Here is a 17,620-nt window from a genome sequence, read left to right as displayed (position 1 = left end):
CGCCACGGCTCGAGAGCCGCGGTGCACAGCCTCGTCGAGCCCTATTCCTCACTGCAACAACCATGAGTTGCTTTGCTGCAGCGCGAAGGGGCCGGCGGTTTCCCGCCAGCCCCGGGCCATGCCGGAGACCCGCCCCGGTCAGTTCGCCTGACGGCGGAGGAAGGCCGGGATCTCGAGCTGATCGTCGTCCATCATCCGCGGCTGGGGCGCGGCCCGTCCCTGACCGTCGAGGTTGCCCTGGGCCGGGCGGTACTGCGGGACCGCGGGGGCGGCCGGAGCGCGCGGGGCCGGCGGCACGTGGGGCTGCGCCATGTGGGGCTGGGCCATGTGCGACTGGGCCATGTGCGACTGGGCCATATGCGGCTGCGGGGCGGCTGGCGAGGCCGGCCGGGCCGCCGGGGCGCCGTCCATGTCCTCGCGGCGGCCGCCGAAGCCCACCGTCGCGAGCCGGCGCAGCAGCGAGGTCCGCTTGGATTCCGGGGCGGCCTCCTCGGCAGCGCGGTTCGCCATGATCTGCGTCTGGGCGATCGGCGGCAGCTCGTGGATCTGCGGCATGCGCGGGGCGCGGGCGAGCGGCGTGCCCGTCGGGGCGGCCGGACGCGGCGGCACGAACGGGCCGGCCTCGACGGCGGGCGCCGCCTCGACGCGCTGCGGCGCGGGGGCCGGGACGAACGGCGCCGCGGCGCGCGCCTGGACCGGGGCGAGCACGACGTCGTCGCGGGTCATCGGCGCGGCGGCCTCGATGCGGCTGTCGATCCGCGACTCGGGGCGCATCTCGGGGGCCGCGAGCGGCGCGGGGGCCGGGGCGGGCATCGGCGCCGGGGCGACCGACTCGGTGCGGATGCTCGGCACCGGCGAGGCGGCGCGCGAGCGGGCCTCGGCGCGCAGGCGCTCGGCAACCTCGGCGATGCGCTGCTCGGTCTCGGCGATGGCCGGGTTGTTGGGCGAGTTCGCCGAGATCAGCGCCGGCTCGATGCCGGTGGCGACCACCGACACGCGGATGATGCCGTCGAGGCTCTCGTCGAAGGTGGCGCCCAGGATGATGTTGGCGTCCTGGTCGACCTCCTCGCGGATGCGGGTGGCGGCCTCGTCGAGCTCGTAGAGGGTCAAGTCGGAGCCGCCGGTGATCGAGATCAGCAGGCCGCGGGCGCCCTTCATCGAGACGTCGTCGAGCAGCGGGTTGGCGATGGCGGCCTCGGCGGCGCGGTTGGCGCGCTTCTCGCCGGACGCCTCGCCGGTGCCCATCATGGCCTTGCCCATGCCGCGCATGATCGCCCGGACGTCGGCGAAGTCGAGGTTGATGAGGCCCTCCTTCACCATCAGGTCGGTGATGCAGGCGACGCCCGAGTAGAGCACCTGGTCGGCCATCGCGAAGGCGTCCGCGAAGGTGGTCTTCTCGTTGGCGACCCGGAACAGGTTCTGGTTCGGGATCACGATCAGGGTGTCGACCGCGGCCTGCAGCTCCTGGATGCCGGACTCGGCGGTCCGCATGCGGCGCATGCCCTCGAACTGGAACGGCTTGGTCACGACGCCGACCGTCAGGATGCCCATGTCGCGGGCCGCCCGGGCGATGACCGGCGCGGCGCCGGTGCCGGTGCCGCCGCCCATGCCGGCGGTGATGAAGCACATGTGGGCGCCGGAGAGCTGGTCGCGGATCTCGTCGATCACCTCGTCGGCGGCGGCCGAGCCGACCTCCGGGTGCGATCCGGCGCCGAGGCCCTGGGTGACGCCCAGGCCCATCTGGATCACCCGCTCGGCCTTCGAGGAGGTGAGCGCCTGCGCGTCGGTGTTGGCCACGACGAACTCGCAGCCGAGGAGGCCCGACTCGATCATGTTGTTGACGGCGTTGCCGCCGGCGCCGCCGACGCCGAAGACGGTGATGCGGGGCTTCAGTTCCCGGATGTCCGGCGCCTGGAGGGTGATGGCCATGGTGTCGAGCCTCTCGCTAACTGTGCTGTCCGTGCGACGCCTGGGCGCCGGATCCCTTCGATCCCCCCGCGCGAGCGGGCGGGCGTGAAACCTAGAAGCTGTCCCGGAGCCAGCGGCCGACCCGGTTCAGGTAGTTGTCGGTCCCGGTCGCCGCGAAGGCGCCGTGCCCCCGCGGCTCGAAATGCTCGGCATGGGCGACCTGCGGGTAGACGAGCAGGCCGACCGCGGCCGAGAAGGCCGGACCCTTGGCGGCTTCCGGCAGGCCCCGGATGCCGAGGGGCCGTCCGATCCGCACCTGACCCTGGAGGACGCGGCGGGCGACCTCGGGCAGACCGACGAGCTGGCTGGCGCCGCCGGTGAGGACGACGCGCCGCCCGGCCTGGGCGGCGAAGCCCGCGTCGCGCAGGCGGTCCCGCACCAGCTCGACCACCTCCTCGACGCGCGGCTTGATGATCCGCACGAGCTGCGAGCGCGGGATGTGGGCCGGCGCCTCGCCCTCGTCCTCGCCGACGCCGTGCACGGCGATCATGTCGCGGTCGTCGGAGGGGGTGGAGAGGGCCGAGCCGTAGAGGGTCTTCAGCCGCTCGGCCGCCGCCATGCGGGTGGAGAGGCCGCGGGCGATGTCCATGGTGACGTGGTGGCCGCCGACCGCCAGGGCGTCCACGTGAACGAGGTGGCCGCCGGAGAACACGCCGACGCTGGTGGTGCCGCCGCCCATGTCGACGACGCAGACGCCCATCTCGGCCTCGTCGTCGACCAGCGCCGAGAGGCCGGCCGCGTAGGGCGTGGCGATCACCGCCTCGACGCCGAGGTGGCAGTGCTCCACCGCCAGCATGACGTTGCGGGCGGCCGCGAGCTCGCTGGTGACGACGTGCAGGTCGACGCTGAGCGCCTCTCCGATCATGCCCGACGGGTCGATGACGGCGCCCTGCCCGTCGAGGGCGTAGCCGGTGGGCAGCGCGTGCAGCACGGCCCGGCCGGGGCTGACGCCGTGGGCGCTGGCGGTCTCGAGCACCCGCTCGACGTCGCTGCCCGTGACGGTGCCCGAGCGGACGTTCACCCGCGCCTGGAAATGCTGCGAGGCGAGCCGGCCGCCCGACATGTTGACGATGACCGACTGGACCTCGACCTTGGCCATCCGCTCGGCGGCGTGGACCGCCTGACGGATCGCGCTCTCGGCCGCGGCGAGATCGACGATGGCGCCGCCCTTCAGGCCCAGGGAGCGCTGGTGGCCGATGCCGATGATGCGCGCGAGGTGCGTGCGGCCGCGGAGCGTCGTGAGCGCTTCGGCGGGCTGCAGCTCGGCGATGAGGCAGACCACCTTGCTCGTGCCGATGTCGAGCACCGAGAGGGTGGTCGAGCGCCGGGCGGAGAGCGGCTTCAAGCGCGGCGTGAGGCCGTGTTGGCTGTGCATTGACGCTACCGGGCGCGGGATGCGGGACGGGCGGAGATCGACAGGAAGGGCATCAGCTGGCCGCGCCCTTCTTCTTCGCCTTCTGGGCTTCCGCGCGGGCGGCGGCGGCCTCCTCGGTCAGGCGCACCACCAGGCGGTCCGGCATGCGCAGGTCCACCGCGATGACGTCCTTCTCGAGCAGGTGGGCCTCGCGCTCGAACCGGACGAGGCGGGCGAGCGCCGCGGCCGGATCGACCTCGGGCAGGCGCACGTCGATGCCGTCGAACTTGAGGGTCCAGCGCCGGCCCGACACGTAGGTGCCGGCCTTGATCCGCTCGGCGAGCGGCCCCGCGGCGGCGATGAGGGCGAGGTATTCCGGAAGCTTGGTGTTGGCGTCCTCGCCGACCACCAGGGGCAGGCTGGCGTAGCGGTCGTCGCGCATGGCGTCGATGACGGTGCCGTCGGCGGCGATCACGCTGATCTCGCCGTTCTTCTGCCAGAGGGCCGCGGGCTCGCGCTCCACCTGGGTGATGGCGATCTCGTTGGGGTAGATCTTCCGGACCGAGGCCTGCGCGATCAGCGGCACGCGGAGCAGCCGCTCGCGCACGTCGTTGACGTCGAGGAAGGGAACCGAGGAGCGCCAGTCGATCCCGGCGGCCGCCAGGACCTCGCGCTCGTACATGCGGGAGATGCCCGAGATGGTGACGCGCTCGACGCCGAAGCCGGCGACGCGCGCGGCGATGTCGAGGGGGCGGCCCTGCTCGGCCACGAACGCGTCGTAGCGGCCGCTGGCCACGAAACCGGCGAGCGCCACGGCGGCGGCGGAGACGGAGACCGCCACGATCCCGGCGCCGCGGGGCAGGCGCTCGCTCAGGCGCTGACTCGGGCGGGCCCGACGAACCGAGAGCGACCGGGACGTGCCGCGGCCGGTGAGCCGTCCCAGGATCGCGCCGGCGAGGCGCGCGGGACCGCTCCGGCCGGCGGCGTCGCCGCTCAGCGATTCAGGGAAGCGTCCTCCACCATCCATCGGACGAGCTCACCGAAACTCAGGCCCGCATGGGCCGCCATCTCCGGCACAAGGCTCGTCTGGGTCATGCCGGGTTGCGTGTTGACCTCCAGAACCACGAGCAGACCGGTTCCACCCGGTGTGTCGTCGTAGCGAAGGTCGGCACGGCTGACGCCCCGACAGCCCAGTGCTTGATGCGCCGTTAACGACAGTTCTTGGACACGCTGGTAAACATTTGGTTTAAGTTCGGCCGGGAGCACGTGCACCGAGCCCCCCGGGGCGTACTTGGCGTCGTAATCGTACCAATCCCCCGTGGCGGCCTTCACCTCGATCACCCCGAGGGCCTTGTCGCCCATCACGCCGCAGGTGAGTTCGCGGCCAGCAATGTAAGGTTCTGCAAGGACTTGCTCGCCGAACGTCCACTCCTCGGAGGCGAGGATCTGGGGCGGGTGCGAGCGGCCGTCGCGCACGATGATCACACCCACCGATGAGCCTTCCGCGATCGGTTTCACGACGTAGGGTGGCGGCAGGGGGTGTGTCCTGGCGGCCTCACGACGGTTAACGATCCGGCCCTCGGGCACGTCGACGCCGGCGGCGCGCATGACGGTCTTGGCCCGCTCCTTGTTCATCGCGAGCGCCGACGCGAGGACGCCGGAATGGGTGTAGGGGATCTTGAGGATCTCCAGCAGGCCCTGGATGGTGCCGTCCTCGCCGTCCGGCCCGTGGAGCGCGTTGAAGGCCACGTCCGGCCGGAGCGCCGTCAGCACCGCGGCGATGTCGGGGCCGACATCGACCCGGGTGACCCGGTAGCCCTCCCCTTCGAGCGCGTCGGCGCAGGCCTTGCCGGAACTGAGGGAGACCTCGCGCTCGGCGGAGGTGCCGCCCAGCAGGACGGCGACGTGCTTGGACATCAGGGCACCTCGAATAGGTCGGCTTCAATCAGGATCTGAGCGCACCGGTCCGTCCGGAACACCGCTCTCACGTCGTGCCGGCGGGGCGGCCGATGCGCCGGATCTCCCAGCGCAATGCGACCCCGCTGGTCTCCCGGACGCGGCGGCGGACCTCCTCGCCGAGCCCCTCGATGTCGGCCGCGCTCGCGGTACCGGTGTTGATCAGGAAGTTGCAGTGCATCTCGCTGACCTGGGCGCCGCCCCGCCTCAATCCGCGGCAGCCGGCGGCGTCGACGAGCTGCCACGCCTTGCCGCCGTCCGGGTTGGCGAAGGTCGAGCCGCCGGTCCGCTCGCGGATCGGCTGCGCGGCCTCGCGGGCGGCGGTGACCCGCTCCATCTCGGCCTCGATGGCGACCCGGTCGCCGGGCCGCCCGCGGAAGACGGCGCGCGTGAAGATCACGTCCTCCGGGGCGTCCGAGTGCCGGTAGGAGAAGCCCATGTCGGCGTGGCTGAAGGTGCGCAGCGCGCCCCCGCGGTCGATGCCGCGGGCCTCGACCAGCACGTCGGTGGTCTCGCCACCATGCGCGCCCGCGTTCATGCGCAGCGCCCCGCCGATCGAGCCGGGGATGCCCCGGTAGAAGGCGAGCCCGTCGAGCCCGGCCTCGGCGGCCGCCTTGGCGAGGCGCATGTCCGGGACCGCGGTGCCGACGGTCAGCGCGTCGCCGTCGACCGCGATGCTGCCGAAGGCCTTGCCGCCGAGGCGCACGACCACGCCCGGCACGCCGCCGTCCCGCACGATCAGGTTCGAGCCGAGCCCGATCACCGTGACCGGCACGTCCGGATCGAGAGCGGCGAGGAGGCGGGCGAGATCCTCCTCGTCGGCCGGGGTGAACAGCACCTCGGCCGGTCCGCCGACCCGGAACCAGGTGAGGTCGGCGAGCGGCTGGTCGGCGAGCAGGCGCCCGCGGAGGTCGGGCGCGGCGGCCCGGATGCGATCGTGCAGAGAGGCGGTCATCTGTGTGTCTCCCCTCGCCCCGCCCGCGGGGAGAGGGATGCGGCGATCCTGGTGTCGTCGCATCGGGGTGGCAGCGGACGCTGCGAGGCCGGGGTCCGGAGAGTCACCGCCGGGTTCATCCTCGGAGCGCAGCCCAGTGTGGACGGTCGAGGGTGCCGCCGACCCGAGAGGCTTCCCGGGGCGGGCGCGCGCACCGCGCCTACCGTCCCCGCGCGGCGAGTTCGTCCGGCAGGGCGTAGGCCCACTGGGTGATCGTGCCGGCGCCAAGGCACACCACGTAGTCGCCGGGCTTGGCGAGGTCCGCGATGATGCCCGCGAGTTCCTCCGGCCGCTCCAGGGCCCGGGCGTCGCGGTGGCCGCGGGAGCGCAGGCCGGCCACGAGGCTGTCGCGGTCGAAGCCCTCGATCGGCTGCTCGCCGGCCGCGTAGACCGGCGCGACGATGACCGTGTCGGCATCGTTGAAGCAGGTGCAGAAATCGTCGAACAGCGACTGCAGGCGGGTGTAGCGGTGCGGCTGCACGATGGCGACGACGCCGTGCTCGGTCGAGGCGCGGGCGGCCTTGAGCACCGCCTTGATCTCCACCGGATGGTGTCCGTAATCGTCGAAGATCGTCGCGCCGTTCCACTCGCCGGTGCGGGTGAAGCGCCGCTTCACGCCGCCGAAGCCCGCGAGCGCCTGGCGGATCGCGTCCGGCTTCACGCCGAGCTCGTGCGCGACGGCGAGCGCCGCGGTGGCGTTGAGGGCGTTGTGCTTGCCGGGCATCGGGAGGACGAGATCCTCCATCTCCATCCGGTAGCCGGGCCGACGGTCGCGGATCATCACCCGGAAGCGGCTCTGGCCGCCGCGCAGGTCCACGTCGATCAGGCGCACGTCGGCCTGCGGGTTCTCGCCGTAGGTGATGATCCGCCGGTCCTCGATATGGCCGACGAGGTCCTGGACCACCGGGTGGTCGATGCACATCACCGCGAAGCCGTAGAACGGGATGTTGTCGATGAAGCGCCGGAACGCGTCCTTGATCGCGTCGAACGAGCCGAAATGGTCGAGATGCTCGGGATCGATGTTGGTGACGATCGCGACGTCGGCCGGCAGCTTCAGGAAGGTGCCGTCGGACTCGTCGGCCTCCACCACCATCCACTCGCCCGCCCCCATGCGGGCGTTGGTGCCGTAGGCGTTGATGATGCCGCCGTTGATCACGGTCGGGTCGAGGTTGCCGGCGTCAAGCAGCGTGGCGACGAGCGACGTGGTCGTGGTCTTGCCGTGCGTGCCGGCGATCGCCACGCAGGACTTGAAGCGCATCAGCTCCGCCAGCATCTCGGCCCGTCGCACCACGGGCAGGCGTCGCTCGCGGGCGGCCTGCAGCTCGGGGTTGTCGCGCCGGATCGCGGTCGAGACGACGACGAGGGCGGCCTCCTCGACGTTCTCGGCGTCGTGGCCCACGAAGGTGCGCATGCCCTTCTCGGCGAGACGGCGGACATTGGCGTTGTCGGAGGCGTCCGAGCCCTGCACCGTGTAGCCGAGGTTGTGCATCACTTCGGCGATGCCGGACATGCCGATGCCGCCGATGCCGATGAAGTGGATGGGGCCGAGCTTGTCGGGCAGCTTCATGGGTCGAACCGTCTGGTGGCGGGACCGCCGGTGCGGAATCCCTCAAGAAATCAGGTGCGGGCGGCCGTCTCGACGACGACCTCGGCCAGCCGCTCGGCGGCGTCGTGGATGCCCGCGCTTCTGGCCGCATCGGCCGCCGCGGTCAATTTTGCCGGCGTCTCGAAGCAGGCGGTCAGCTCCGCGGCGAGCCGTTCGGGCGTGAAATCCGGCTGCTTCACCGCCAGCGCCGCGCCGATGGCGTCGAGGGTCGCGGCGTTGGCGGCCTGGTCCTGGTCGAGGGAGCCCGGCAGCGGCACGAGGATCGACGGGCGGCCGATCGCCGCGAGTTCCGAGACCGTCGAGGCGCCCGAGCGCGAGACCACGAGGTGGCTCGCGGCCATGCGGGCGGGCAGGTCCTTGAAGAACGGCGCCGCCTCGATCCCGGCGAGCCCCATGGCGAGATAGCGATTCTGAACGGCCGTCAGGTCCTCGGGGCGGACCTGCTGGACGAGGTGCAGGCGGGCGCGCAGCGCGTCGGGCAGGCGGGCGATCGCCTCCGGCACGACCTCGCCCATCACGCGCGCGCCCTGGCTGCCGCCGAACACCAGGAGCCGCAGGGCGTCGCCTGCGCCGAAAGCGGGATACGGGAACCTGGCCGCCTCGATCACCGCCGGGCGGAGCGGATTGCCGGTGTGGATCCGCGGGGCCTTGGCCTTGTCGGGCACGCCGCGCACGACCTTGAAGCCGGTGGCGATGGTGCGGGCGCCCCGCGCCAGGAAGGCGTTGGCCCGGCCCATCACGGCGTTCTGCTCGTGCAGGATCGTCGGCACGCGCAGGATCTGGCCGGCGAGCACCGGTGGGACGGTCGGGTAGCCGCCGAAGCCCACGATGGCGGCCGGGTTGATCCGGCGGATCTCCTTCGCGGCCACGCCGAAGCCCCGGCCGAGGGTCAGCACGGCGCCGGCCCGCTTCAGCGGCGAGCGGCCGGACGGCGTCGCCGAGGCGATGGTGACAACCTCGGAGGCCGGGAACTCGGACGCGATGGAATCGACCCGGGCGTCGGTGGCGAGCGCCACGCGGATGCCGCGGGCCCGCAGGGCGTGGGCGAGGCTCTCGGCCGGGAACAGGTGGCCACCGGTGCCGCCCGCGCAGAGCAGGATCGTGGGGGTGAAGACGGTCACCGCATCACCCCGGCGACGGTGGCCGGCGCGGTGCCGGGGGGCTTCTGGCTGAGCATGACGGTGCGGGGGCGCTTACGGGTCAGGGCGACGAGGAAGCCGGTGCCGAGCGCCAGCGAGATCAGCGAGGAGCCGCCGTAGGAGACGAACGGCAGCGTCATGCCCTTGGCGGGCATCAGCTGGGTGTTCACCGCCATGTTGATGCAGGCCTGCAGGCCGAACAGCGTGGTCAGGCCGGTGATCGCCAGCCGCGAGAAGGTGTCGTCGGTGCGCCGCGCGAGCTTGAGGCCGCGCAGGACGATGAAGGCGAACAGCGCCACGAGGCAGAGGCAGACGATCACGCCGAACTCCTCGCCGGTGACCGAGAAGATGAAGTCGGTATGCGCGTCCGGCAGGTGGCGCTTGGCCACGCCCTCACCCGGCCCGGTGCCGAACCAGCCGCCCGAGCGGAACGATTCGCGCGACCAGAAATCCTGGAAGCCGCCGCCGGAATCCCGGTCGAGGAACTTGTTGAAGCGCTCGCGGACGTGGTGGAAGAACAGGTAGGCAGCGAACACACCTCCGAGGCCCAGCACGCCGAGGACGGCCACCCAGATCAGGTGGAGGCCGGCCACGAAGAACAGCGCGCACCACACCATGGTAATCAGCATGGTCTGGCCGAAATCGGGCTGGAGCAGCAGCGGCACGATGGTGATCGGCAGGAGCAGCAGCGCCAGGATGCCGCCCGGCATGTCGCGGCGCTGGGCGCCCTCCGAGAAGGCCCAGGCGGCGACGACTACGAAGGCCGGCTTCACGAATTCCGAGGGCTGCAGGCCGAAGGAGCCGAACTGGATCCAGCGATGCGCGCCCTTGATCTCGGGCCCGAACTTGCCGGCGAGCAGGCACAGGATGACGCCCAGGATCCAGGTGACGAGCGCCAGCCGCCGGATGCCGCGCAGCGACAGGAACGAGACCGCGCAGATCAGCAGGATGGTCGGCGCGAGGTACATCGCCTGCCGGTTGAGGAAGTAGAAGGTCGGCAGGCCGATCCGCTCGGCCACGGGCGGGCCGCCGCCCATCAGGAAGACGAGGCCCGCGACCATCAGCGCGAACAGCGCCGCGAGCAGGCCGCGGTCCACCGTCCACCACCAGTCCGTCAGGGGGGTGCGTTCCGCGCGTGACATCATGCCGGGCAACGACTCCAGGCCGCGCGGATGCCGATCCGCGCGGGTCGGCCGGGATCCTCGGCAGGAATGGTAAACGGAGCCTTATGACCGACAGATCGGGGCGCGTCGGGGCACGTCAGGACGCGCCGGCCACGCAGCCGGCGGCCCCTGGGATGCTGTATTAGGACCGCGCAATACTAGTAAAAAGACACTCTATGTTAATCTTCCCATTGCAACTTTCGGATGTATCGACCCGGCGGGTCGCGGTGCGCCGCGCCCGATCCGCCCAGCGGAAGCCGACGCGCCATGTTCTCTGCCCTGAACGTCCGTGAAGCGCATGCCAAGCTCGCGGCCCTCGACCGGGTTCAGGGCGTGATCGAGTTCGACCTGGCGGGGCGGATCCTGTCGGCGAACCGGAATTTCCTCGACGTCGTCGGGTACACGCTGCCGGAGATCGTCGGCCAGCACCACAGCATGTTCATGGAGCCGGCCCAGCGGGACGCCCCGGATTACCGGGCCTTCTGGGAGCGCCTGCGCTCCGGCACCTTCGAGTCGGGCCAGTTCCAGCGGGTCGGTCGGGGCGGCCGGTCGATCTGGATCCAGGCCTCCTACAACCCGATGCTCGACGTCCGCGGCCGGCCCTACAAGGTGGTGAAGTTCGCCACCGACATCACGCAGCAGCGCACCGAGGAGGCCGACCGCGCCGGGCAGATCGCCGCGATCGACAAGGTGCAGGCGGTCATCGCCTTCGACCTCGACGGCACGGTGATCGCGGTGAACGACAATTTCCTCGCCGCGATGGGCTACAGCCGCGCCGAGGTGCTCGGGCAGCATCACAGCCTGTTCGTGGAGCCCGCCTACCGGGAGAGCGAGGCCTACCGGGCCTTCTGGGCGGCCCTGCGGAACGGCACCTATCAGGCGGCCCAGTTCCGGCGGATCGGCAAGGACGGGCGCGAAGTCTGGATCCAGGCCTCCTACAACCCGATCCTCGACGCCGCCGGCCGGCCCTACAAGGTGGTGAAATTCGCCACCGACATCAGCGACCAGGTCCGACTGTTCGCCAACCTGCGGACCCTGATCGATCAGAACTTCGGCGAGATCGAGCAGGCGGTGACGCACTCGACCACGGCGGCCTCGCTGGCCTCGTCGGCGGCGGACTCGACCTCCGGGAACGTCCAGACCGTGGCGGCCGCCGCCGAGGAGCTGGCGGCCTCGGTGGCGGAGATGTCTCAGAGCATCGTGCGCTCCCAGAGCGCCACCGACACCGCCTATGCCTGCGTTCAGGACGCGGACGGCCACACCAAACGGCTGGCCGAGACCGCCACCGCCATGACCGGCATCGTCGGTCTGATCCAGGACATCGCCGGCCAGATCAACCTGCTGGCGCTGAACGCCACCATCGAGGCCGCCCGCGCGGGCGCGGCGGGCCGCGGCTTCGCGGTCGTCGCCTCCGAGGTTAAGGCGCTGGCCGACCAGGCGGCGCGCGCCACCGGTCAGATCAACGGCGAGATCGCCAGCGTGCAGCGCGTCTCGCAGGAGGTCGTGCAGGCTCTCAGCTCGATCGGGTCCTCGGTCTCGGTGATGCGCGAGACCGTGGTGGCCACCGCGGCCGCCATCGAGGAGCAGAGTGCCGTGACCCGGGATCTGGCCGAGAGCATGCAGAGCGCCGCGGGGGCCGTCACGGAGATCACAGGCAACATCGGGGCGATCGTCCAGTCGGTGGCCAACGTCTCGCATGCGGTCGACACCACCCGCGACGCCGCCAAGGTTCTGGCGCGCTGAGGTTCTGGCGCGCTGAAGTGGCGCTGCCTCAGGGCAGCGCCTGAACCAGCTCGCGGAAGCGGTTGCCGCGGATCTCGAAGTTCCGGAACTGGTCGTAGGACGCGCAGGCCGGCGACAGGAGCACCACCGGCTCCGGTGCGCCCGAGGCGGCGGCGTTCTCGGCGGCCTTCGGGACGGCGTTCTCGAGGGTCTCGCAGCGCGTGTAGGGCACGGCGCCCTCCAGGGTCGCCGCGAAGGCGTCCGACGCCGCGCCGATCAGGTAGGCGTGCGCGACCCGCTCGAAATACGGCACCAGCGGGAAGATCCCGCCCTCCTTGGCCTTGCCGCCGAGGATCCAGTGGATGTCCCGGAAGGCGGTGAGGGCCTTCTCGGTGGAATCCGCGTTCGTCGCCTTGGAATCGTTGACGAACAGCACGTGGCCGCGCCGCCCGACTTCCTCCATCCGGTGCGGCAGGCCCGGGAACGAGGTGAGGCCGGCCTGGATCTGCTCCGGCGACAGGTCGAGGGCCCGCGCGACGGCCACCGCCACCGCGGCGTTCTGCCAGTTGTGCGCCCCCCGGAGCGAGCCGATCCCGTTGACGTCGGCGAGGGCCGTCCCGTCCGGCTCCCGGACGATCCCGTCGCGCACCGTCAGCGCGTCGGTGCACAGCACGTCGCCGTGGGGCACGTGGACGCGCACGAGGTCGGCGCCGCGGCGGTCCGCGATGGCGCGGCTCGGGGCGTCGTCGACGCCGACCACCGCGAGGTCGGCGCCCTGGATCAGGCGCTCCTTGATGGCCGCGTACTGCTCCATCGTGCCGTGCCGGTCGAGATGGTCCGGCGTGATGTTCATCAGCACGCCGACGCTCGGGTCGAGGCTCGGCGTCAGGTCGATCTGGAACGACGACATCTCGATCACGTGGACGCGGTCGGCGGCCGGCGGCTCCAGCGACAGGATCGCGGTGCCGATGTTGCCGCCCATCTGCACGTCGCGGCCCCCCTGCGCGAGCACGTGGGCGATCAGCGCCGTGGTGGTCGACTTGCCGTTGGTCCCGGTGATCGCCACGAACGGCGCCCCCGGCGCCTGCGCCCGCCGCTCCCGGCAGAACAGCTCGATGTCGCCGATGATCTCGACGCCGGCATCCCGGGCGAGCCGGACGCTCCAGTGCGGCTCGGGATGGGTCAGCGGCACGCCCGGGCTCAGCACGAAGGCGGCGAACGCAGACCAGTCGGCCGCGCGCAGGTCCCGCGTCTCTATGCCGGCCTCCCGCGCGCGGGCGAGGCTGTCGGCATTGTCGTCCCAGGCCTGCACGGCCGCGCCACCGGCCTTCAGCGCCAGCGCCGTGGCGAGCCCCGAGCCGCCGAGCCCGAACAGGGCGACGGTCTTGTCCTGGAAGACGGTGACGGGTGTCATGCGGAACTCCGGATGCGGCGGCCGGACCCGGCCGACCCGAACCGGACCCTCGTCCCGGGCGCCCCGCCTCGGCGACCCCGAAGGCGGGCTCCCGGGATCGCGCGGCCGGCCGGAAGCCTCCTTCGAGGCTCCCCTCCGCGGCCGCGCCTCAGGACGAGGGCGAGGATCGGATCGACCTCTCAGGCCGCCCGTCTAGCACGATTTCTCAGCGCAGCTTCAGCGTCGCCAGGCCGGCCATCGCCAGGATCACCGCGATGATCCAGAACCGGATCACGACCTGCGGCTCCTTCCAGCCCTTCTGCTCGAAATGGTGGTGGATCGGCGCCATGCGGAACACGCGCTTGCCCGTGAGCTTGAACGACGCGACCTGGATGATCACCGACATCATCTCCAGCACGAAGAGGCCGCCGACGATCGCCAGGACGATCTCGTGCTTCGTCGCCACCGCGATGGAGCCCAGCAGGCCGCCCAGCGCCAGGGAGCCGGTATCGCCCATGAAGATCTGGGCCGGCGGCGCGTTGAACCAGAGGAAGCCGAGTCCGGCGCCGATGACCGCGCCGCAGACGACGGCGAGCTCGCCCGTGTCGCGGACGTAGTTCACCTGCAGGTAGCTGGCGGTGAACGAGTTGCCGACGAGGTACGCGATGAAGCCGAACGTGCCGCAGGCGATCATCACCGGCACGATCGCGAGGCCGTCGAGGCCGTCGGTCATGTTCACGGAATTGCCCGCCCCGACGATCACGAAGGCGCCGAACAGCGGGTAGAACCAGCCGAGGTTCAGCAGCGCGTCCTTGAACACCGGGAAGGCGAGCTGATTCTGCAGCGCGGCGGGCGAGTAGACCGCGATGGTCACGCAGGCCGCCATGGCGATCAACGCCTCGAGGGCGAGGCGGAACTTGCCCGAGAAGCCCTTGTGCGACTGCTTCGTGACCTTGAGGTAGTCGTCGTAGAAGCCGATCGCGCCGAAGCCGAGGGTGACGGTCAGCGTCACCCAGACGTAGTGGTTGCGCGGGTTGGCCCAGAGCAGGATCGCCACGACGGCGCCGGCCAGGATCATCAGGCCGCCCATGGTCGGCGTGCCGCGCTTGGTCAGCAGATGGGTCTGCGGCCCGTCCTCGCGGATCGGCTGGCCCTTGCCCTGGCGGATCCGCAGCAGCGAGATGATCCAGGGCCCGAACCAGAACACGAACAGGCCCGCCGTGAACAGCGCGCCGCCGGTGCGGAAGGTGATGTAGCGGAACACGTTGAGCGGCGTGAAGCTGCTGCTCAGGTCCGAGAGAAGGTACAGCATCCGGGCGCTCGGCCCCCTTGTTCAGGCTCAGGTTTCGGGGGACGGCGCCGCACGCGCAGGCGTGCCGGTCACGGGACGGCCTGGGTCCGCCGGGTCGGATCGACCGCGTAGCGGGCTTTCAGCGCCTCGACAATCCGGCCCATGCGGCTGCCGTTCGATCCCTTCACCATGACGGCGTCGCCGGACCGCAGGGTCCGGGCGAGCGGCTCGAGCAGGTCGGCCGCGGTGTCGGCCACCGCGCCGCGGCGGCTCACCGGCAGGGCCTCGAACAGGTGGCGCATCAGCGGACCGGCCGTGAAGACGAGGTCGACCCGGGCCGCCTCGATCGCCTCCGCCAGGCCGCGATGCAGGTCGGGCGCGGCGGCGCCGAGCTCGAGCATGTCGCCCAGCACCGCGATCCGGCGGCCGCGGGGCCCGGTCTCGATCCCCGCCAGGGTCGCCAGCGCCGCGCGGACGGCGACGGGATTGGCGTTGTAGCTCTCGTCCACGAGGTAGGCGGTGCCGCCGCCGATCTCGAGGGCGGTGCGCTCGCCGCGTCCCGCCGGCGGCGTCAGGCCGCCGAGCGACAGGGCCGCACGGGCGAGGTCGGCCCCGAGGCTGTGGACCACCGCCATGACGCCCAGCGAGTTCAGCGCCGCGTGCCGGCCGGCGGTGCCGAGCTTGTAAGTGACGGGCTGGCCCATCACCACCGCGTCGATCACCGACAGGTCGGGCCGCAGCACGATTCTCAGGGCGCGGACGTCGGCATCCGCGTGCTCGCCGAAGGTCACCACCCGGCCCGCCCGGGAGGCCTGGGCGTGGGCGGCCAGGCGGTCGAAATGCGGGGCGTCGCGGTTCAGGATGGCGACGCCGCCGGGCTGGAGCCCGGAGAAGATCTCGCCCTTCGCGTCCGCGATCGCGGCCAGCGAGGCGAAATGCTCGATATGGGCGGGCGCGATCGTGGTGATCAGCGCGATGTCCGGCCGGACCTGCGCGGTCAGCGGCACGATCTCGGCGCCGTGGTTCATGCCGATCTCGAACACGCCGTAGCGCGCGGAGCGCGGCATCCGCGTCAGGGTCAGGGGCACGCCCCAGTGGTTGTTGTAGGAGGCCGCCGAGGCGTGGGTCTCGCCCTGCTCGGACAGGACGTGGCGCAGGGCCTCCTTGGTCCCGGTCTTGCCGACCGAGCCCGTGATCGCCACGACCTGCGCGCGCGTCCGGTCCCGGGCGGCGGCACCGAGGCGCACCATCGCGGTGAGAACCGGGTCGGCGCCCCCCTCGGGCACCGCCAGGACGGGGCCGTGGAGCGCGAGCGCCTCGGCGCGCGCGGCGCTCACCACGGCGGCGCCGGCGCCGCGCCCCAGGGCGTCGGGGACGAAGTCGTGGCCGTCGCGGGTGTCGCCGCGGATCGCGAAGAACAGGTCGCCGGGCTGGAGCGTGCGGGTGTCGATTGAGGCGCCGCCGATCGCGCGCCCGGCGCCGATCAACCGGCCGCCCGTCGCGGATTCCAGCTCCTGCCGCGTCCAGAGTGCGGTCATCGTCGGTCCCCCGTCGTCCTCAGGCCGCCGCGGCGATCGCGGCGCGCAGGACCGCGTGGTCCGAGAACGGCAGCGTGCGATCTCCCACGATCTGGCCGGTTTCATGACCCTTGCCGGCCACGACCAGCACGTCGCCCGGCCCGAGCCGGTCGACGGCGCTGTGAATCGCCTCCGACCGGTCGCCGATCTCCTCCGCGCCCGGCGCCGCGTCCAGGATGGCCCGGCGGATGGCGGCCGCGTCCTCGGTGCGCGGGTTGTCGTCCGTGACGATGACGACGTCGGCGAGCCGCTGCGCGATGGCGCCCATCAGCGGCCGCTTGCCCCGGTCGCGGTCGCCGCCGCAGCCGAACACCGCGATCAGCCGGCCCGACGCGAAGGGGCGGAGCGCGGCGAGCACGCTCTCCAGGGCCTCGGGCTTGTGGGCGTAGTCGACGAGGCAGAGGCCGCCCCGTGCCTCGCCGATCCGCTCCATGCGGCCGGGGACGCCGGTGAGGTGGTCGAGGGCCGCCAGGACGCCGTCGGGATCGGCCGCCCCCGCCGGGGTAGCCAGTGCGAGGCCGGCCGCCACCAGGGCATTCTCGACCTGGAACTCGCCGACGAGCGGCAGGCGCAGCTCCCGGGCCCGGCCCGCGAACAGGATCCGGGCGACCTGCGCGAACCCCTCCGTGCGGACCGCCTCGACCCGCAGGTCCCGGCCGCCCCGCCCGACCGTGCGGACCGGCCGGCCGGCGGCCTCGGCGGCGGCGATGACGCGCTCGGCGTAGGCGCCGTCGGCGTTGACGATGGCCGGGCGGCCCGCCGGGAGTAGGTCCGTGAAGAGGCGTAGCTTGGCCGCGAGGTACTCCTCGATGCTCGCGTGGTAGTCGAGATGGTCCCGGCCGAGATTGGTGAAGCCCGCCGCGTCGAGGCGCACGCCGTCGAGCCGGCGCTGCTCGATCCCGTGGGAGGACGCCTCCATGGCGAGGTCGGTGACGCCGTCCGCTGCGAGTTGCGCCAGCGTCCGGTGCAGCGTCACGGGGTCCGGGGTCGTGAGGGAGCCGTACTGCGCGCCGCGGTTGGTGACGATGCCGACGGTGCCGAGGCTCGCGGAGTCGCGGCCGAGACGCGCCAGGATCTGGCGGACGAAGTCGGCCACCGAGCTCTTCCCGGCGGTGCCGGTGACCGCCACCACGGTCTCGGGCTGCGGGCCCGCGAGGCGGGCCGCCGCGAGGGCGAGCGACCGGCGCGCGTCGGCGACCGGGATCCAGGCGACCGCGTCGGGCAGGTCGGCGGGACGGGCCCCCTCCCCGGCGACCGCGGCGGCGCCGCGCTGCGCGGCCTGCGCGGCGAAACGTCGGCCGTCGGCCTTCGTGCCGGGAACGGCGACGAACACCGTGCCGGTCGCGACCTGCCGGCTGTCGGCCGTGAGGTCCGAGACGGCGAGGTCCGCGGCGGGGCCGGCGGCCTCGGGGAAGAGGTCGGCGAGCCGCGCGCTCATCGCTGCACCCTCATCGATC

General features: G+C 72.3%; 13 protein-coding genes. 1 reads left to right on the top strand and 12 read right to left on the bottom strand.

The genetic code is table 11. From position 1 onward, the window contains the following. Window positions 1-138: 138 nt before the first annotated feature. From ftsZ to H288_RS0118805, 8 genes are all read right to left on the bottom strand, one after another. Entirely contained in the window at window positions 139-1,929 is a 1,791-nt protein-coding gene (gene ftsZ / locus H288_RS0118840; protein ID WP_020094132.1) for a cell division protein FtsZ, read from the bottom strand. Between the two features lie 91 nt (window positions 1,930-2,020). Further along, on the bottom strand, window positions 2,021-3,343 hold the full coding sequence (gene ftsA, locus H288_RS0118835; RefSeq protein ID WP_012319319.1) for a cell division protein FtsA: 1,323 nt from the start codon (window positions 3,341-3,343) through the stop codon (window positions 2,021-2,023). Window positions 3,344-3,395: 52 nt separating this feature from the next. Beyond that, complete coding sequence (locus tag H288_RS0118830) at window positions 3,396-4,349, bottom strand: cell division protein FtsQ/DivIB (RefSeq protein ID WP_020094131.1); 954 nt, start codon at window positions 4,347-4,349, stop codon at window positions 3,396-3,398. Next, entirely contained in the window at window positions 4,316-5,239 is a 924-nt protein-coding gene (locus tag H288_RS0118825) for a D-alanine--D-alanine ligase (protein WP_020094130.1), read from the bottom strand. The genes H288_RS0118830 and H288_RS0118825 overlap by 34 nt, the downstream gene beginning before the upstream one ends. Window positions 5,240-5,306: 67 nt before the next feature. Then, entirely contained in the window at window positions 5,307-6,233 is a 927-nt protein-coding gene (murB, locus tag H288_RS0118820; protein ID WP_020094129.1) for a UDP-N-acetylmuramate dehydrogenase, read from the bottom strand. Between the two features lie 199 nt (window positions 6,234-6,432). Further along, window positions 6,433-7,839 carry a UDP-N-acetylmuramate--L-alanine ligase gene (murC, locus tag H288_RS0118815; protein WP_020094128.1) on the bottom strand — a complete coding sequence of 469 codons (1,407 nt, stop codon included), beginning with the start codon at window positions 7,837-7,839 and terminating at the stop codon, window positions 6,433-6,435. A gap of 50 nt (window positions 7,840-7,889) precedes the next feature. Continuing rightward, window positions 7,890-8,999 (bottom strand): undecaprenyldiphospho-muramoylpentapeptide beta-N-acetylglucosaminyltransferase, encoded by a 1,110-nt coding sequence (gene murG, locus H288_RS0118810; RefSeq protein ID WP_020094127.1) that lies wholly within the window; start codon window positions 8,997-8,999, stop codon window positions 7,890-7,892. Next, window positions 8,996-10,162 carry a putative peptidoglycan glycosyltransferase FtsW gene (locus H288_RS0118805; protein WP_020094126.1) on the bottom strand — a complete coding sequence of 389 codons (1,167 nt, stop codon included), beginning with the start codon at window positions 10,160-10,162 and terminating at the stop codon, window positions 8,996-8,998. The genes murG and H288_RS0118805 overlap by 4 nt, the downstream gene beginning before the upstream one ends. A gap of 285 nt (window positions 10,163-10,447) precedes the next feature. Here H288_RS0118805 and H288_RS0118800 point away from each other — a divergent pair, with 285 nt between their 5' ends. Further along, window positions 10,448-11,923, top strand: coding sequence for a PAS domain-containing methyl-accepting chemotaxis protein (locus tag H288_RS0118800; RefSeq protein ID WP_020094125.1), 1,476 nt, complete (start codon window positions 10,448-10,450; stop codon window positions 11,921-11,923). Window positions 11,924-11,951: 28 nt separating this feature from the next. Here H288_RS0118800 and murD read toward each other — a convergent pair whose 3' ends face one another. The 4 genes from murD to H288_RS0118780 form a co-directional block, all read right to left on the bottom strand. After that, entirely contained in the window at window positions 11,952-13,316 is a 1,365-nt protein-coding gene (gene murD / locus H288_RS0118795; RefSeq protein WP_020094124.1) for a UDP-N-acetylmuramoyl-L-alanine--D-glutamate ligase, read from the bottom strand. 205 nt (window positions 13,317-13,521) lie between these two features. Then, a complete protein-coding gene (gene mraY / locus H288_RS0118790; RefSeq protein ID WP_020094123.1) occupies window positions 13,522-14,607 on the bottom strand; it encodes a phospho-N-acetylmuramoyl-pentapeptide-transferase in 1,086 nt (361 codons plus the stop codon). Between the two features lie 68 nt (window positions 14,608-14,675). After that, window positions 14,676-16,124, bottom strand: a complete 1,449-nt coding sequence (locus tag H288_RS0118785; RefSeq protein WP_020094122.1) for a UDP-N-acetylmuramoylalanyl-D-glutamyl-2,6-diaminopimelate--D-alanyl-D-alanine ligase — start codon at window positions 16,122-16,124, stop codon at window positions 14,676-14,678. Window positions 16,125-16,143: 19 nt separating this feature from the next. Further along, the gene (locus H288_RS0118780; RefSeq protein WP_020094121.1) at window positions 16,144-17,601 is read right to left on the bottom strand and encodes a UDP-N-acetylmuramoyl-L-alanyl-D-glutamate--2,6-diaminopimelate ligase; all 1,458 of its coding nucleotides are present in this window, start codon (window positions 17,599-17,601) and stop codon (window positions 16,144-16,146) included. Between the last annotated feature and the right edge of the window lie 19 nt (window positions 17,602-17,620).

It is taken from the genome of Methylobacterium sp. 285MFTsu5.1, assembly GCF_000383455.1.
Classification (GTDB): domain Bacteria; phylum Pseudomonadota; class Alphaproteobacteria; order Rhizobiales; family Beijerinckiaceae; genus Methylobacterium.
The sequence above is the reverse complement of the archived record's forward strand: the minus strand, read 5'-3'. Positions and strand labels throughout refer to the sequence as shown.

Coding starts and splice junctions, on each gene's coding strand:
- ftsZ (WP_020094132.1), bottom strand. CDS start 1,929: ATGGCCATCACCCTCCAGGCGCCGGACATCCGGGAACTGAAGCCCCGC.
- ftsA (WP_012319319.1), bottom strand. CDS start 3,343: ATGCACAGCCAACACGGCCTCACGCCGCGCTTGAAGCCGCTCTCCGCC.
- H288_RS0118830 (WP_020094131.1), bottom strand. CDS start 4,349: ATGGATGGTGGAGGACGCTTCCCTGAATCGCTGAGCGGCGACGCCGCC.
- H288_RS0118825 (WP_020094130.1), bottom strand. CDS start 5,239: ATGTCCAAGCACGTCGCCGTCCTGCTGGGCGGCACCTCCGCCGAGCGC.
- murB (WP_020094129.1), bottom strand. CDS start 6,233: ATGACCGCCTCTCTGCACGATCGCATCCGGGCCGCCGCGCCCGACCTC.
- murC (WP_020094128.1), bottom strand. CDS start 7,839: ATGAAGCTGCCCGACAAGCTCGGCCCCATCCACTTCATCGGCATCGGC.
- H288_RS0118805 (WP_020094126.1), bottom strand. CDS start 10,162: ATGATGTCACGCGCGGAACGCACCCCCCTGACGGACTGGTGGTGGACG.
- H288_RS0118800 (WP_020094125.1), top strand. CDS start 10,448: ATGTTCTCTGCCCTGAACGTCCGTGAAGCGCATGCCAAGCTCGCGGCC.
- murD (WP_020094124.1), bottom strand. CDS start 13,316: ATGACACCCGTCACCGTCTTCCAGGACAAGACCGTCGCCCTGTTCGGG.
- mraY (WP_020094123.1), bottom strand. CDS start 14,607: ATGCTGTACCTTCTCTCGGACCTGAGCAGCAGCTTCACGCCGCTCAAC.
- H288_RS0118785 (WP_020094122.1), bottom strand. CDS start 16,124: ATGACCGCACTCTGGACGCGGCAGGAGCTGGAATCCGCGACGGGCGGC.
- H288_RS0118780 (WP_020094121.1), bottom strand. CDS start 17,601: ATGAGCGCGCGGCTCGCCGACCTCTTCCCCGAGGCCGCCGGCCCCGCC.